Source organism: Paraburkholderia pallida, assembly GCF_004524855.1.
Taxonomy (GTDB): Bacteria; Pseudomonadota; Gammaproteobacteria; order Burkholderiales; family Burkholderiaceae; genus Paraburkholderia; species Paraburkholderia oxyphila.
On sequence record NZ_CP038152.1, the window covers coordinates 516,627 to 532,220 of the forward strand.

Annotated in this window: 11 protein-coding genes and 5 pseudogenes; 12 read left to right on the plus strand and 4 right to left on the minus strand. The window is 60.9% G+C overall.

Annotated features, from left to right (window positions below; genetic code table 11):
• The first annotated feature begins 43 nt into the window (after nt 1-43).
• From E1956_RS45110 to E1956_RS45125, 4 genes are all read left to right on the plus strand, one after another.
• Nucleotides 44-934 (plus strand): hypothetical protein, encoded by an 891-nt coding sequence (locus tag E1956_RS45110; RefSeq protein ID WP_134760552.1) that lies wholly within the window; start codon nt 44-46, stop codon nt 932-934.
• Between the two features lie 240 nt (nt 935-1,174).
• On the plus strand, nt 1,175-1,693 hold the full coding sequence (locus tag E1956_RS45115; protein WP_134760554.1) for a hypothetical protein: 519 nt from the start codon (nt 1,175-1,177) through the stop codon (nt 1,691-1,693).
• 130 nt (nt 1,694-1,823) lie between these two features.
• Nucleotides 1,824-2,117 carry an RNA chaperone Hfq gene (gene hfq / locus E1956_RS45120; protein WP_134760556.1) on the plus strand — a complete coding sequence of 98 codons (294 nt, stop codon included), beginning with the start codon at nt 1,824-1,826 and terminating at the stop codon, nt 2,115-2,117.
• A 666-nt stretch (nt 2,118-2,783) separates the two neighbouring features.
• The gene (locus tag E1956_RS45125) at nt 2,784-3,182 is read left to right on the plus strand and encodes an ABC transporter substrate-binding protein (RefSeq protein WP_134760558.1); all 399 of its coding nucleotides are present in this window, start codon (nt 2,784-2,786) and stop codon (nt 3,180-3,182) included.
• Between the two features lie 11 nt (nt 3,183-3,193).
• Here E1956_RS45125 and E1956_RS45130 read toward each other — a convergent pair.
• Nucleotides 3,194-4,369, minus strand: a pseudogene (locus E1956_RS45130) (IS3 family transposase).
• A gap of 13 nt (nt 4,370-4,382) precedes the next feature.
• Here E1956_RS45130 and E1956_RS45135 point away from each other — a divergent pair.
• Nucleotides 4,383-5,189 carry an extracellular solute-binding protein gene (locus E1956_RS45135; RefSeq protein ID WP_232072527.1) on the plus strand — a complete coding sequence of 269 codons (807 nt, stop codon included), beginning with the start codon at nt 4,383-4,385 and terminating at the stop codon, nt 5,187-5,189.
• Nucleotides 5,190-5,258: 69 nt separating this feature from the next.
• On the opposite strand, the gene E1956_RS45140 is transcribed toward E1956_RS45135, so the two are convergent.
• Nucleotides 5,259-6,074 (minus strand): carbon-nitrogen hydrolase family protein, encoded by an 816-nt coding sequence (locus tag E1956_RS45140; RefSeq protein ID WP_134760562.1) that lies wholly within the window; start codon nt 6,072-6,074, stop codon nt 5,259-5,261.
• Nucleotides 6,075-6,207: 133 nt separating this feature from the next.
• Between E1956_RS45140 and E1956_RS45145 the strand changes: the two genes are divergently transcribed.
• From E1956_RS45145 to ltrA, 5 genes and pseudogenes are all read left to right on the plus strand, one after another.
• On the plus strand, nt 6,208-7,002 hold the full coding sequence (locus tag E1956_RS45145; protein WP_133197137.1) for a LuxR C-terminal-related transcriptional regulator: 795 nt from the start codon (nt 6,208-6,210) through the stop codon (nt 7,000-7,002).
• Between the two features lie 570 nt (nt 7,003-7,572).
• A pseudogene (locus tag E1956_RS45150) lies at nt 7,573-7,761 on the plus strand (group II intron reverse transcriptase/maturase); the annotation flags it as partial.
• 115 nt (nt 7,762-7,876) lie between these two features.
• Nucleotides 7,877-9,383, plus strand: a pseudogene (gene istA, locus E1956_RS45155) (IS21 family transposase).
• A pseudogene (gene istB / locus E1956_RS45160) lies at nt 9,376-10,172 on the plus strand (IS21-like element helper ATPase IstB). Before istA ends, istB begins: the two co-directional pseudogenes overlap by 8 nt.
• 72 nt (nt 10,173-10,244) lie before the next feature.
• Nucleotides 10,245-11,435 (plus strand): annotated as a pseudogene (gene ltrA / locus E1956_RS45165) (group II intron reverse transcriptase/maturase); the annotation flags it as partial.
• Nucleotides 11,436-11,793: 358 nt separating this feature from the next.
• Here ltrA and E1956_RS45175 read toward each other — a convergent pair.
• Nucleotides 11,794-12,183, minus strand: coding sequence for a hypothetical protein (locus tag E1956_RS45175; RefSeq protein WP_232072532.1), 390 nt, complete (start codon nt 12,181-12,183; stop codon nt 11,794-11,796).
• Nucleotides 12,184-12,306: 123 nt separating this feature from the next.
• Here E1956_RS45175 and E1956_RS45180 point away from each other — a divergent pair, with 123 nt between their 5' ends.
• Both E1956_RS45180 and E1956_RS47320 read left to right on the plus strand, forming a co-directional pair.
• Complete coding sequence (locus E1956_RS45180) at nt 12,307-13,230, plus strand: recombination-associated protein RdgC (protein WP_134760566.1); 924 nt, start codon at nt 12,307-12,309, stop codon at nt 13,228-13,230.
• Nucleotides 13,231-13,454: 224 nt separating this feature from the next.
• Nucleotides 13,455-13,817 carry a hypothetical protein gene (locus E1956_RS47320; protein ID WP_134760568.1) on the plus strand — a complete coding sequence of 121 codons (363 nt, stop codon included), beginning with the start codon at nt 13,455-13,457 and terminating at the stop codon, nt 13,815-13,817.
• Between the two features lie 780 nt (nt 13,818-14,597).
• Here the strand turns inward: E1956_RS47320 and E1956_RS45190 are convergent.
• Nucleotides 14,598-15,119 (minus strand): hypothetical protein, encoded by a 522-nt coding sequence (locus E1956_RS45190; protein WP_134760570.1) that lies wholly within the window; start codon nt 15,117-15,119, stop codon nt 14,598-14,600.
• Nucleotides 15,120-15,594: the final 475 nt, after the last annotated feature.

Consider the following 15,594-nt stretch of genomic DNA (forward strand, 5'->3'; position numbering starts at 1 on the left):
TAGTCTGGCCAGACGTGATGTTCACATTCGGGGCGCATGGACCATGCAACAGCTCGATATCTTCGCCGACAGCCGAGACGTCATGTTACGCAATGACGTGTCGGAGTGCCTGCAGCAGCGCGATACAGCATCCGCGCGTTCCGCACTGGAGGCACTGGCTGGCGAATACCCGGACGACGTTGATCTGCCGGCGTTGACAGTGCTGGTGGACGCACTCGAAGCCAAGGCCGTCGTCCGCTTTGCCGACCACGAGGCCCTGGCGGTAGCGCGTCGCGCCCTCGCAAACGAGGTGGTGCCAGCCGCGGTTCGTGTGCTGCCCAGACACGCCGCGCAGCCGTTGGTGGCGTCGCTCTGGCGCTCGCTGGCATTGCGGGCTGCGGCGCTGCCATTTTCTGCCGCCGCCGACGACTGCCACGCGGCGCCCCTGTGGCTCAGGGCCGGCGACTGGGAAGCCGCCCGTGAATGCGTCAAGGGCATCGAGTCGTGGTGGCACCTCGCCGCCCCGCTCGCGTGGATGACCGAGGCGTGCTACCGGGCGGATGGCCTTGATGCCGCGTGGCCGCTGCTCGCGGAACTGGCGTGGCTGGCACCTGCACGGTTCGTGGCGTTATTGCCGGTGCTGGGTGACGCATCGCTTGACGCGTTGCGCCGCCGCTTTGATGCCGAGTTTCCGGGGAAGGGCGACAGCGAGGACTTCCGCTTTTTTCCAGCCTGGTTGGTCCTGGTCAAACCGGTGCTCGCGGGGCGGCTGGCCGAGGCACGGGTGCGGCGTGAGCACAAGCCTTCCCGCGCGACGGCCCTGCTGAGCGAGATTCTGCGACGCGAGCGCGAGGGCGACCAGCACGAACTTGTCGGCCTGCGCGAACAGCTGTGCCGTCTGCATGGTGGACTCTTCGACATTTATATGAGCACCCGGAAAGTGCAACACCGGTAATCGCAGTGCCAGGGCATGCTGTGCCGCTGTCATGCGCGAAGGGGCTCTGATCCGAACGAAAAGAGAATGGCGGCTCATGCGGAGGACTCCCTGTCGACTACAGGCGGAACCCTACGCAAATGAGTTTGACCGATGCGCGCGATGCGCGGGGCATCTGGAACAACCGATACGGCGAGCGTATCGATCGCTTCTCTCCGATGGTCGATTGGTCTATCCTGCGTCATGCACGGAGATACTGCAATGGACGACCGATTTGACAGACGGGAACTGCTGCTTCACCTCGGGGCGATGCTCGAAGCCTCGAACTGTTTATCCAGAACAGCTCAACCGGACATGCCGGTCGCACAACTTGCCGAACAGGAATCGCTGCAGGGCTTCGAGTTCCTTCGAATGGTCGCACCGGGGATGACTGCGGCCGAGTTCGGCGCACGTGTCGCCAGCGCGTTTTTCCTGTGGCCCAGGGAACTGCTTGAGACAGACCTCGACCACAGGGTGCTTGCGTCGACTGTTCGACACGACCTGTTTGATCGGAATCCTTCCGGCTGGAAAGCCTATGTCGCCCATATGCGGAAGAAGGTGAAATGGTTTGGAGCCGGGCTCCCCGAGATGAAACGCGGCGCTTTGGACGAACCGGCGCGCGATGCTGCAGGGGAGACGAGTCCGGTCGAGGCGTCGGTCAGGATTGAGCCGTCTGTGGAGTGGGATGCGCCCGATGAGAAGAGGGGGTGGCCCTGGCCACAGCCGGGGTCAACGTCCTGACATCCTGTTGATCAGGATACCTAATTCGGATTAAAAGCGTCCTCGTCCTCATGCCGTGCGCAGTGCGGCGGTCTTGAGACTGCCATGTCGGGCTTCTGCTATCGTCCATACAATCGAAGGACCTGTCGAGTTGACCTCAGAACATGACCGCACGCCCAGCGTACAAGACAACTTTCTGCAGACGCTCATAAGGGACAAGACTACCGTCAACGTGTTCCTCGTGAACGGCATCAGACTGAGCGGTCAACTGACCGCCTTCGACCAGTTTGCCGTTCTGCTGGAGGCTGGCCCAGCTGTGCAACTTGTCTTCAAGCATGCCATTTCGACCGTGCTGCCGGTCGATGGCAGAGCCCAGGCACGTGAGCCGTACGAGGCGCCGTTGAGAGGCGACAAACCGAACCCCTTGCGCGGCCGTGTCCGATGAAAACCCTCACGACATGCTGTGGCTTACGCTTGACCTGCATATAGCGAGGCGATGTCGACGTCAAGATGTTCAGAAAGGCGTTCACAATCCGTACTCGTCGGAAATGGCGGCGATGGAGCGTGGGAGGAAACGACTCCCTCGCAGTTGCCATGGCATTTGTGCTGCAGGCTGCGTCTCATTGAACTGGGCTTTGCTGCCGCATGGGTAACGCAATTACGGGAGCGCGCGGGTTCTCCTCGAGCGCCGGCGGCGAAAGAGGGCTCGTGCCATACGCGATATCCGATTCAGCCGTCGCTTCCCGACCCACAAGAGACCTTCGACGTTATGTTCGACGATGGTCCGTTCACGGAGGCGCATCGGACATTGGGGAATATCAGGACGAGCGCCTTGCCGCAGAAGAATCGAACAAACAAACGGCTTTACCTATTCAAAATCTAACCGTGACGCATGGCAAATGCCACGTGTTCAGAAAGGCGAATATCTGCCCCACAAGGTCAGGTTCGCCTGTTTGGCGTAGCGGTTCGGAGCGGCCGCACAGCCCCGTTTTGTAAGGTTTAATTCAGGGATGTACCCCTCCCGGGTTAACCGATCGACGTGATTATTGAAATCAACGGCGAACCGCATACTTGTCCTCATTCGCTGACAACATCGACGGAGGAAAGTGGAATGGTAGGGGACAAAAGGAAAGGACTGAAAACGGCCTGCGCTGCGCTCGTACTGAGCGGGCTCGTATGGCACGGCATGCCGGGCGCACACGCCGAGGGCCAGGTAGTCAACATCTACAACTGGGGCAATTCGATCGGCAAGAGTACGGTCGCGAACTTCGAGAAGGCCACCGGCATCAAGGTCGTCTACCAGGAGTTCGATTCGAACGACACGCTTCAGGCGAAGCTGCTCGCGGGCACCTCCGGTTATGACGTCGTGGTGCCGTCCGACTACTACTGGGCGCGTCAGTTGCAGGCCAGCATCTATCAGAAGATTGACCGGTCGCACATATCGAACTACGCGCTACTCGACCCCGAGATCATGAAGACTGACGTTGCCCGCGAATTTCGGATCCCTTAACTGGGTGCAGATTATGCCACCCGTTGATTCTGGGCGGCGTGCCAGTCCTGCTCGAATTGCATCGGGCTGACGTAGTCCAACGTCGAGTGCAAGCGCGAATGATTGTAGAAGCTCAACCAGTCAATTACCTCGTCCATCGCTTCGCGACGCGTTGCAAAGCGCTGACCGAGGATGCGTGCACGCTTGAGCGATCCCCACAGGCTCTCGGTCGGCGCGTTGTCCCAGCAGTTTCCTCGACGGCTCATCGAGCTGCGCATACCGTAGCCTTTGAGCAGGTCCTGGAACTCCCGGCTGCAATACTGGCTACCCCTGTCACTGTGAACGATCAGGCCCGCTTGCGGCCGGCGGCGAAACCACGCCATACGCAGCGCTTCAGACACCAGTTCCGTGCGCATGTGCGGCTGCATCGACCAGCCTACTACCTGACGGCTGAACAGGTCGAGGATGACTGTCAGGTACAGCCAGCCCTCCTCAGTCCAGAGGTAGGTGATGTCCGTACTCCCAGGCCTGATCAGGGCGGCCGGGCGAGAAGTCGCGTTGCAGCAGGTTCGGCGCGACCGGCAGGCTGTGGTTGCTGTCAGTGGTGGCCTTAAAGCGGCGTTTGGTCTTCGCCCTGATGCCGTGCAGCTTCATGAGCTGCTGGACACGATCCTTGCTAACACGAATGCCCTGGGCAAGCAGCTTCTTCCACACACGAGGCCAGCCGTACTCGCCTTTGGATTGCGCGTGCACGGCCTTGATGTGGACCAGCAGGGAGTCGTGGCTGATGCGCCGGCGCGGGCGCTCCGTATCGATATCCCGGGCCTTGCGCGCGTGGTAACCACTGGGGCTGACGCCCAGCGCCTGACAGAGCAACGAAACCGGCCATTGTCGGCTGTGACGCTCAATCCAGGCGTACTTCATGCCGACCCCTTCGCGAAGTACGCCGCTGCTTTTTCCAATATGTCGCGCTCCATCTTCACGCGCGCCAACTCCGCGCGCAGCCGCGCAATCTCCATTTGCTCAGCAGAAACCTGTTTGCCCGCGCCGTTCAGCTTGCCAGCAGTATCGGCCTTGACCCAGTTGTGCAGCGTCTTAGGGCTGATACCCAATATCTTTGCCACCGCCGCCATGCTCTGGCCGCCCCGGACCATGCGCACGGCTTCTATCATGAATTCCTGCGTGTACCGTGCTCTCGGATTACCCATCTTTCCTTCCTCCTTGCGTGAGTCTTACACACTCAGCAAGGGATCCATTTTTTGCGGGCAAGCTCAGACCCTCGCGAAGGACGATCCGGGCAACCAGTATGGCATTCCGTGGTCGTGGGGCACCGACGGCCTCGGCATCAACGTCGAGAAAGTGAAGGCCCTGCTCGGCGACGACGCTCCGCTCGATAGCTGGTCGCTGCTGTTCGACCCGAAGTACGCGCAGAAGCTCAAGAGCTGCGGCATCTCGATCCTCGATTCGCCCTCTGACACCTTCACCGCCGCCCTCATCTACCTGAAGAAAGACCCCAACTCGGACAATCCGGCCGACATCCAGGCCGCCTATGAGGCGGTCAAGGCGATCCGCCCGTACATCTCGCAGTTCAACTCGAGCGGCTACATCAGCGACCTCGCGGGCAATGACATCTGTATTGCGCTCGGCTGGTCGGGTGATGTCAACTCCGCGCGCATCTCCGCCGCCGACGCCCACAAGTCGTATCACATCAAGTATCTGATTCCGAGCGAAGGCACGCCAATCTGGTTCGACATGATGGCGATCCCGAAGGACGCGCCGCATCCCGATGCCGCGCAAAAGTTCATCGACTTCGTGTTATCGGAGAAGGAGAGCGCGGCCCTGACCAACGACACGTCGTATCCGTCCGCGGTGCCATCGTCGCGGCATCTGGTGCGTCCCGAGGTGCTCGCCGACGCGGCCGTATTCCCCCCGCCTGAGGTATACCGCAAGCTGGTCATCAGCAAGCCGATGACAGCGCAGCTGATGCGTCTCGAGAACCGTCTTTGGGCGAAGCTCAAAGCCGATTGATCCTGCCACTCGTCCTTTCTCTTCGCCCGGCCGTGCGGCCGGGCAGAAGTTGACCGATCCGAAGATCGCTCAGGGAATCAGCAGCTCGCGACGCCCATCAGGATGTTCGACGCGCTCGCCCGGGAACGGCAGGCGCTGGTCGTCGCGGTAGTTGTAGAGCGCTCGCGCTGCCGCGATCTGCGCGAAATCCAGTTCGACGGCGTGGCGGCTCTCCTCGCGTCCGGCTTCGAACAGCATGCGCCCGAACGGATCCACGGCTGCGCTGCCGCCCGCAAACGTGATGTCACCGCTGCCTTCGCCGACCCGGTTCGCCATTACGGCGAAGACCTGGTTCTCCTGGGCGCGCGCCATGATCGCCGTGCGGTGGACGTGGCCGAACGGCTCCATGTTGCCATTCGTCACGAGTAACAGCTCCGCGCCAAGTTCGATGAGCGCGCGTGCGCTCTCGGCAAATTCGATGTCGTAACAGATCAGCAGGCCGAGGCGCACGCCGCGCCATTCGACCGTCGCGTATCGATCGCCGGGCAGCACAACGCCATGCTCGGAGACCCACAGGTGCGTCTTGCGATAGCTGAGCGCGACGCCCTCAGGCGTGACGAACACCGTCGTGTTGTAGAACTGACCGCGATCGTGCTCGATCAGCCCCGTCACCACGGCGACGTCGTGCTCGCGCGCGGCGTCCTTGATTGCGCGAATGCTCGGGCCGTCGAGCGGCTCGGCCAGCGCAGCTAGCTCTTCGACTTCGAGAAAGCCGGTCATCTGGGCTTCAGGGAACAGGACGATATCGGTGTCTGCGGCGCAGGTGGCGATTGCCCGTAACGTACGGTTCAAGTTGTAGACCGTGTCGCCGTCGCGACCGGCCAGTTGTACGATTTCAATCTTCATGGTTGGACCTTTTTTGATGAGCGGATCTTTTCCCGCATACTCTTGAGCCTTCGCCCAGGGGCGAATTCAAGTATGACTTTTGCCGCCGCTTTTAATAATCACGTCGATTGGTTAACCCGACGGGGGTACGCGCATGAATCTCACCTTGCAGGACGTGGCGTGGCACCGGTCGGTCGGCCAGCTCATCGAGTGTGTCGATCGTCCGGGCTTCTGGCTTGCGCTGACACGACACTTCGACGAGTACGTGAACGTTGACAGCTGGGTCGCGCTGCTATTCAGCAACGGCCGCCCGCACGTGTTCGCCGAATCGCAGTATGAAGGCGACGGCTCGGATCCGCTCTTTAACGACTACGTGAAGGGCCTGTATCTGCTGGATCCGTTCTATATTGCCAATCGCGAGGTGCTCAAGAGCGGGCTCTTCCGTCTGTCCGATGTCGCACCGGAGTGTTTCGACCAGACCGATTACTACAAGCTCTATTTCACGCACAACGTCGTCTCGGACGAGGTGCAATACAACGTCCAGCTCGACGACTCGCGCACGCTCTGTCTTTCGCTCGGCCGCAAGAAGCGCTTCAGTCCGGAGGAGATCGCCCTGCTCGACCTGATGCGGCCCTGGGTGGCCGCATTGATGCGGCAACGGATGTTCTTCGAAGGAGTACTTGCGGAGAAAAGCGCCGCGCCGCAGACGCCTCAGTGGCAAGGCAGCCTCGAAGAGGCGATGAAGCAGCGCGGCACGCCGCTCACGGCGCGCGAGCTGGATGTCGTCAGACTGATGCTGAGTGGCCGCTCGAACAAGGAGATCGCGTACAAGCTCGCGATCTCCGCCGAGACGGTGAAAGTCCACCGCCGGAACGTCTATGGGAAGCTCGATATCAAATCGCAGTCCGAGCTTTTCTCGCTGTTCCTGAAGGCACAGATCGAGTCGTAGCGATCGGTCCGCCTAGCCCGTGCTGCGTACGCCCTCGCCGCACAAGCAGGTCCGGGCCACGCGGGAATGTCCCTTGTCCGGGCGGCACCGACGTTCGAATGGCCGCATGAGAGTGCGGGCCAACGGCCGTAGATGGCGTGCGCCGTGAAAAGGCGGCGCTTTCCCAGTGGGTGTAAGCCCCACCCGGCAACCGCTCCAGCCGGAAGCAACCGGAGCAGCTATGGAGGTAACGAAATGGCTGAAGCCTTCGGTATAGCGTGTCACGAAATACGGTGACAGCGCGAGTGTGCAGGCCGTAACGCGAGTGAACGCTGAGCAAGCCTCGAAAAGGTCGATGCGCAGGCCGACCCGACTGCCATTACGGGGAAGGCTGATATGGCTGGGTGAACGAGCAGGCAGGACGCCCAGTCGCTGCGCCGGGGTAGTGGCGACAGCATGCACACAAGGGAAGCGCACGCAACACGGGAAGCCCCTTGGCGTGGTCAGGGATGACCAACCGGACGCCCGCGAGGGACAGGCCGGGCGCCTTGGGGTGACGGAGAGGCCCGTATTACCGTTGAAGCCGGTGTAATGCTGGTGGAGGGAAGGGGCCTCAGTTCAAGACAGACGCAATACGTAGTGAGGACGTGGAGATTGGGCAACCTATCAACTCCGATTCGTGTTCAGAAGCTGCAGATGGCGTTACACGCAAAAGCGAAGGCAGAAGCCGGGTACCGCTTCTACGCGCTGTACGACAAGATCTATCGCGAGGATGTGCTGGTGTTAACGGGCGAGCAGATTTGACCCACCTAGCGGTGTGATTTGCATCGAAATTTGACCCACGTGATTGAATGTCCTGCTCATTATTTGAGCAGGGGATACAGAGGTGATCACGGTGGGTATGCTGGCCAAGATCAGGCGGATGTATTTCCGCGAAAAGGTGCCGCTGCGGGAGATTGCGCGACGAACGGGGTTGTCGCGCAACACGATCCGCACGTGGCTACGCCAACCAGAAGCAGCGGAGCCGAAGTACCCGAAACGGGTCAGTCCGAGCGTGGTAGACGCATGGGCTGGACAGCTTGAGGAATGGCTGAAGGCTGACAGCCACCGGCCTAAACGCGAGCGCCGCACGGCGCGCTTCATGTTCGAGGCGATTCGCGCACAGGGCTACGGCGGCAGCTACACGCGTGTGAGCATATTCGTGCGGCGCTGGCGCGAGCGGCAGGCGCAGGCTCCGCGCCGCCAGGCTTATGTTCCCCTGGCGTTCGAGATGGGCGAGGCCTTCCAGTTCGACTGGAGCTGCGAATACGCCTTCGTGGGCGGGCTGCGCCGGCGCCTTGAGGTCGCCCATGTGAAGCTGAACGCCAGCCGCGCGTTCTGGCTGGTGGCCTACCCGACCCAGAGTCACGAGATGTTGTTCGATGCGCATGCCAGGGCGTTTGCCGCCTTCGGTGGCGTGCCGCGCCGTGGCATCTACGACAACATGAAGACTGCCGTAGACAAGGTCGGGCGCGGCAAGGCGCGCACGGTCAACGCCCGTTTCGAGGCGATGTGCAGCCATTACCTGTTCGAGCCGGAGTTCTGCAACCGTGCCGCCGGCTGGGAGAAAGGCATCGTCGAGAAGAACGTGCAGGACCAGCGCCGGCAGATCTGGCACGATGCCGTGCAGCATCGCTGGGACTCGCTCGAGGCGCTGAACGCATGGGTCGCAGACCGGTGCCGCCAGGCGTGGAAGATGCCGCACCCGCAGTGGCCGGAGCTGAGCGTCGAGGATGTGCTTGAGGATGAACGCACACGGCTGATGCCCAACCCCCCGCCCGTTCGACGGCTACGTCGAGCAGATCCTGCGCGTGTCATCGACGGGCCTGATCCACTTCCAGCGTAACCGCTACAGCGTGCCGACCGAGTTCGTGAACCAGCTCGTGAGCGTGCGCTGCTATCCGGCGCTGCTGAGCGTCGTCGTCGATGACCGGGAAATCACCCGTCACACGCGCAGCTTCGAGCGGCACCTGACGTTCTACGACTGGCAGCACTACATCACGCTGGTCGAGCGCAAGCCCGGCGCGCTGCGCAACGGCGCGCCGTTTGCGACGATGCCCCAGCCCCTTCAGGAACTGCAGCGACACCTGCTGAGGCATCCCGGCGGAGATCGCGTCATGACGCAGGTTCTGGGCGCCGTACGGGAGCACGGGCTCGATGCAGTATTGCAGGCCGTCCAGGCCGCACTCGACTCGGGCCGGCCCAGCGGCGATCACGTGCTCAACGTGCTGAGCCGCCTGAAGGCCCCGGCTGCAAGCCGCGCCACAGCTACCACCCAGCTGAATCTGACCGAGGAGCCCGCCGCAGACGTTGGTCGCTACGAGCGCCTGCGCGTCACTGAACCGGAGAATCGCCATGTCTAACGACATCATCGCCCGCCTCAAGGCGCTCAAGCTGCACGGCATGGCCAGCAGCTGGTCCGAGCTGTACGCGCAGTCCCGCCATACCGAGTTCGATCCCGAACGCTTCATGCAGCAGTTGCTGCTGGCCGAAGGCGCCGAGCGCGAGGTCCGCTCGATTGCCTACCAGATGGGGGCAGCACGCTTCCCGGCACACCGCGACCTCAAAGGCTTCGACTTCACGCAAGCTCGTGTCGATGAGGAGTTGATCCGGGATCTGTACCAGCTGAAATTCCTCGAGAGTGCGCACAACGTCGTGCTCATCGGCGGACCGGGCACGGGCAAGACGCATCTGGCCACCGCCATCGGCATCGAGGCGGTGCAGCGCCACGGCAAGCGTGTACGCTACTTCTCCACAATCGAGCTCGCCAACGCGCTGGAACTGGAGAAAACGGCGGGCAAGCAGGGGCAGATTGCCCACCGGCTCACGCATGCGGATCTGGTGATCCCGACGAACTGGGCTACCTGCCGTTCAGCCAGAGCGCTGGAGCGCTGCTGTTCCATCTGCTCTCGAAACTGTACGAGCGCACCAGCGTGGTGATCACCACCAACCTGAGCTTCGGGGAATGGGCCAGTGTGTTTGGCGACGCGAAGATGACCACGGCACTGCTCGACCGCCTCACGCATCATTGCCACATCGTCGAGACCGGCAATGAATCGTGGCGCTTCAAGGAGAGCTCAGCCAAGGTTCGGACAACCAGGAAGAGAACGACAAAGGAGGCTGACAACGCAGAGTTATCCACATCGGCGTAGATGTACTACGCTGTCTCGGGGTGGGTCAAATTTAGATGAAAACAGTGGGTCAAATTTAGACGCTCGCCAACAGTGCTGGCGCATGCGTACGCCCAGTGCCGCTCTAACAAGGGCGCGCCGGGTGTCGATCGGCAAGACTTCGCGGAGGTCGAAGCGTATGGGGTGCAGAAGTGGCTCGACGAACTGGCGCTTGCGCTCAGGCAGGAGAACTACCGGCCGGACCCTATCAGAAGAGTGTTTATCCCGAAGGCCAACGGCAAGCTCAGGCCCTTGGGCATCTCGACCCTGCGAGACCGGGTGTGCATGACAGCAGCGATGCTGGTGCTCGAACCGATCTTCGAAGCCGACCTTCCACCCGAGCGGTACGCCTACCGGCCGGGCCGCAATGCCCAGCAAGCGGTCGTCGAGGTGGAGGAGCGGTTGCACCGAGGGCAGACGGCCGTCGTTGACGCCGACCTGGCGGACTACTTCGGAAGTATTCCCCACGCCGAATTGATGTTGTCGCTCGCGCGACGCATCGTGGATCGGCGCGTGCTGCATCTGATCAGGATGTGGCTGGAATGCGCCGTTGAAGAAACCGACAACCGAGGCCGGAAGACACGTACGACCGAGGCCAAGGACAGCAGACGCGGCATTCCCCAGGGTTCACCCATCTCACCCCTACTGGCGAATGTGTACATGCGCCGGTTTGTGCTGGCATGGAAGAAGCTCGGGCTCGAGCGAAGGCTTGGCAGTCGAATCGTGACCTACGCGGACGATCTGGTGATCCTGTGCAAGCGGGGCAAAGCTGAAGAAGCGTTGTCGCGACTACGCGAGATCATGAGCAAGCTGAAGCTGACGGTCAACGAGGAGAAGACACAAATCTGTTCGGTTCCGGAAGGCGAATTCGACTTCTTGGGTTACACGTTTGGGCGGATGTACTCGGCGAAGACTGGCCAGGCTCGTATGGGCATGCGCCCGTCAAAGAAGAGTATCCGGCGTATGGTCGAGAAGATTCATACGCTGACCGCTCTTTCGATGACATGGCTCGATACCACGGAGCTGGTGAGCAAGTTGAATCGCATGCTGCGCGGCTGGGCGAACTACTTCAAGGTAGGCACGTTCCGGCGCGCGTATCGGGCGCTCGATAGCTACACCGCTGCGCGGTTGCGCCGGTGGTTACGCAACAAGCACAAGGTCAGGCGTCGCAGGGGCGGGAGCTATCCACTCCAGCACCTCTACGGGCACTTCGGTCTCGTTCGTCTGACTGGCCCTTGGGTGTAACTTGCCGTGTACGAAGGCGTGAGGTCTTGTCCGAGAGCCGGATGCGGGAAATCTGCCTGTCCGGTTCGATGAGCGGGATGTGGAAACGGGGTTAGGGTGACGTTACTCGGGCACCGCCAGACGAAAGGGGCGGCAACAGACAAACCAAACCTAACGCTACCGCGCCACATCTCGACTCTACCGATGACCGCCCGACGCGGTCGCCGTCTACCGACCCGGAAGAGACATCCGCACCGCTTGTCAGCGGTCATTCGCTACCGCCGTATGCGTTCGCTGGAGGTGTCGAATTCCCGAAAGCTCATGAATTGCAAAATTCCGTCAAAGACTTACCCGACGTATCGAAGCCGAAGCCGAACCGTCATCGCACACCATCCCGCCGCAGCAAGAACGTTTCCGAGCGGGAGCCATAGTGTTTCGTGACTTCGGCGTCGCTCATCAGTCTGGACGACTTCAGAATGGGCCGTACGACACCATACAGGCGATCGGGATCGGGCCCGTACATATACAAGTACCCGTCATTGCCGTCGAGGTGATATTCGGTTTCGCCAAGCTCACCCACGCCGGCACGCTTTATCGCGCCTTCCAGCCGATGTTCCAGCGAACGAATTTGCGGCAGGTCCTTGGGGTAGTAATCGAAGTGGACCATCATTACCGGTCCGGGCGGTTTCTGTGGCGGGTCCGAAGCTGCAGCACAATCAGCGAACAGGGCGGCAAGCAGAAACGCAATGCCTACTCTTCTTCTCAACATAGGTATGAAATCGTCGACGATGTGAGCATCGATTGTCGATGATGCCTGCAATCCCGCCAAGTGTCCCTGTCTGGCCAGGAAGCGTCACCGTCATCTAGAATGGTGCGCTTTGCCCGTACTCCCATGTGGTTCAAAAATCTTCAGCTTCATCGTCTTCCGGCACCTTGGGCCGTTACTCCCGATCAGATGGAAAAATGGCTGACGCCCCACGCGTTTCAGCCGGGCAACAGCGTCGAGATGCAGAGCTTCGGATGGGCATCGCCGCGCGACGACGGCTCGCTCGTGTATTCGACCAACCGGCAGATGCTTCTCGTGTTTCGTGCCGAAAAGAGGCTGCTCCCGGCGTCGGTCGTCAATCAGGTGACCAAGGCCCGGGCGCTTGAAGTCGAGGAGCAGCAGGGCTTCAAGCTGGGGCGAAAACAGCTGCGCGAACTCAAGGAGCAGGTTACCGATGAACTGCTGCCGCGCGCGTTCACCATTCGGCGCGATACCCGCGTTTGGATCGATACGGCGAATGGCTGGCTCGTCATCGATGCGGCTGCGCAGGCTCTTGCCGACGACGTTCGCGGCCTGCTTGTGAAATCGATCGATCAGTTGCCGCTCGCCGGCGTTCGCGTGGCGCTTTCGCCGGTCGCCGCGATGACGGATTGGCTGATGTCCGGCGAGGCGCCGGGTGGATTCACCGTGGACCAGGACGCCGAGTTGCGCTCGAGCGGCGAAGGCGGCGCCACGGTGCGATACGTCGGCCACGCGCTCGACGCGAACGACATGCGCCGGCATATCGAAGCCGGCAAACAATGCATGCGCCTCGCGATGACCTGGGACGACCGGGTCTCCTTCGTACTGACGCCGTCGCTGACAATCAAGCGTGTCACACCGCTCGACGTGATCAAGGAGGCGGTGGATCCCACCGCGCAAAACGACGACGAACGCTTCGAGTCGGATGTCACGCTGATGACGGGTGAATTGGGGCGGATGTTGACCAATCTTGTCGATATCCTGGGCGGCGATCAGCACGACGCGACGCATCAGGCAGCAGCAGCCTGAACTCCGTAGGCTGTCGAGGATCATCGCCCCGCGCCAGTGCGGTTCCGCGCCGGCGCAACAGTTCGAGGAGGACCGTCGCCGCCCAGGCGCTCACAGCCTCATGGGGGAACGCACGACAAGCCCCCGCGTGTTCAGACGATGCCGACGCGCGCGAGCCCGTGGAAACTTCTCGGCGTCAGTTCGTCTGTGCGGGTGGTCAAACTCCGCCCGATAGAGCCGATCCGATGAGCGCTCTATTCGTGATCAAGCCGTGGCAGGTCCGCGAGCGTTTGGCCCGCATCGGAGTCAGCGACCACCATTTCGATGCCTTCGCTTCCGGCCTCGTCGACGACGCGTCGGACCTCTGGACCAGCGACGCGCTGTCCATCCAGCGGAAAGACTGTTACAACGGTGTCGCCCTTGGCCAGCGCCTCTACCACTTCGATGACAGGCGATGCGTGCGGCGCGACCTCAAATTGCTCCCCGCTCACGGACACCTGCCCCCAAAGCACGTGTGTGACCCTTTGCGACTTCCCGTCCATCCGAACCGCCGTTATCGCGTGCACTGCCATCGCTTTTCCTCCCTTGTCGGGGAAATCCTAGCATGAGTGCAACGACCGCCATTTCGGTACCTACCGATACCGCGCGCCGGCGCGGCACCCTTCGCCGACCGTGCGCGGACGAAGTTCCTCATGCTGGACCCGAGCGCGGTCAACACCTGATGCGACGACCCGACCATAATGCCGGCGTGCAGGGCGTGCAGGGCGTGCAGGGCGTGCAGGGCGTGCAGGGCGTGCGCCGTCGCGATCTCTCACGAAAAGCGCTGGCTGCCGGCGCGCATGCCGGCCGCGTCGGGGTGGCCGCGCACGTGGCAGACCGAGACCGGGGGCAGGCACCCGGGTTGCGGATTCGCCGCGGGCCGGATTCCTTCGGTGCGGGGTTCGCCAGGCCGGCCCCGCCGGCGACAGTCGGGAGGATATGTCAAATGTAGTCAGACTACGTTGAAGGGGCCGCGATCTGGCGACACTGCTAGCCTCGTCTACTGGAGGAACCGGCGGTCAGAAGGCGACCCATTGTGGTCTCTTGACGAAAGGAAGCCAATGACGGCTTCTCATCTACGACGACATCAAGGCTTACGCGCAAGAAGATTTACGTCGGTGGCTTTGAGCCGCGAGTCAGCGTTCCTGTTAGCTTTCGTAAGTAGGTGATAGAGGCTGTTTAATCGTAATGCATATATCAACTGGCTAGTGTGCAGATCGCTCGACCGCGCGCGGTCGATTGTTGCGCTTTACCCGGGCACGAAGACGTTAAATTACGTGCCTCCCCCTGCGCAGCTTGGAGCGAACGCGAACAACAATCTAACGCTGATTACCGTTGCCAGCCTCACGTTACATCCCGTTTGCGGTTTTTGAGGCTGCGCGCATTTTCAACGGCTTATAGTCCACGATAACTACAGTCTCTAACCTACCGACGCCCATGCTAACGTGAATATTTTTGCTATCCCACACTGGAAAGCCGAGGTTATCGGTGCTCGTCGGTGGACCGAATTTTATCGTTAATGCATTCTTTAGCTTCTCTGCTGTATCAAAATCCGAAGACAACATAATGGATTCGATTTTTCCATCGATTAGATCGACCGAAGTTCTGTAATACGATAGATCCAGGTCGGGGCCACCGGAAAGCTCTACGTTTGAGTGGCCAGGATTTTTCAGGGCGGCTGGGCCGTCTGGGTCTTTCAGGCAAAAAGTTCCCTCGGCGTGAGGCTGGTCACATGTTCGGGCTTCAAGTGGTGCTCCCAATTTAAGTCCCAGAAAGCTGTTGGGATCGCCAGCATGAGCCGCTTGAGACGCCAGAAGGAGAAGGATTGATGAAAGTGCCAAGGAAGCTTTCAAATACGAATGCTTGACCATTGCAGTATTCCCATTGAAAGATGAGCGTAGTTGGTAATTAGTTTCCAACAGGGTACGCAACTAGCGTCCTTGTTTATGTGTCCAACCGAACGCAGCTCTTTCCCTCGACCTTGGTACGCGCACGACACCGGCGTGGGAAATTGTCGCCAGATAGTTCGCAAAACGACATAGGGGCCGTGCTCGGCGAAGTTCAAACTTATATGAATCCGACCCTTGCGGGTGTCGAAGATCAATCGTCGCAACAATGCGCTTAATTTGAGAGATCATCATGGTCCGCCTCGATTCGCGAATGAGATTATTCTCGCCTATTGCAACCGGTAGATACCACCGGTCATCCTGACGTCAAATTGCAGATCAGAAGCGGACACTCCGGGACCAGCCGCAATAGGCCGCTTGTGGCCGCCCGACGCGGTTGGCCGTACCCGGCCGCGCAGATTTTTCCGCCGTGAAGTTGGCCGGGGGCTAAAGCCCCGAG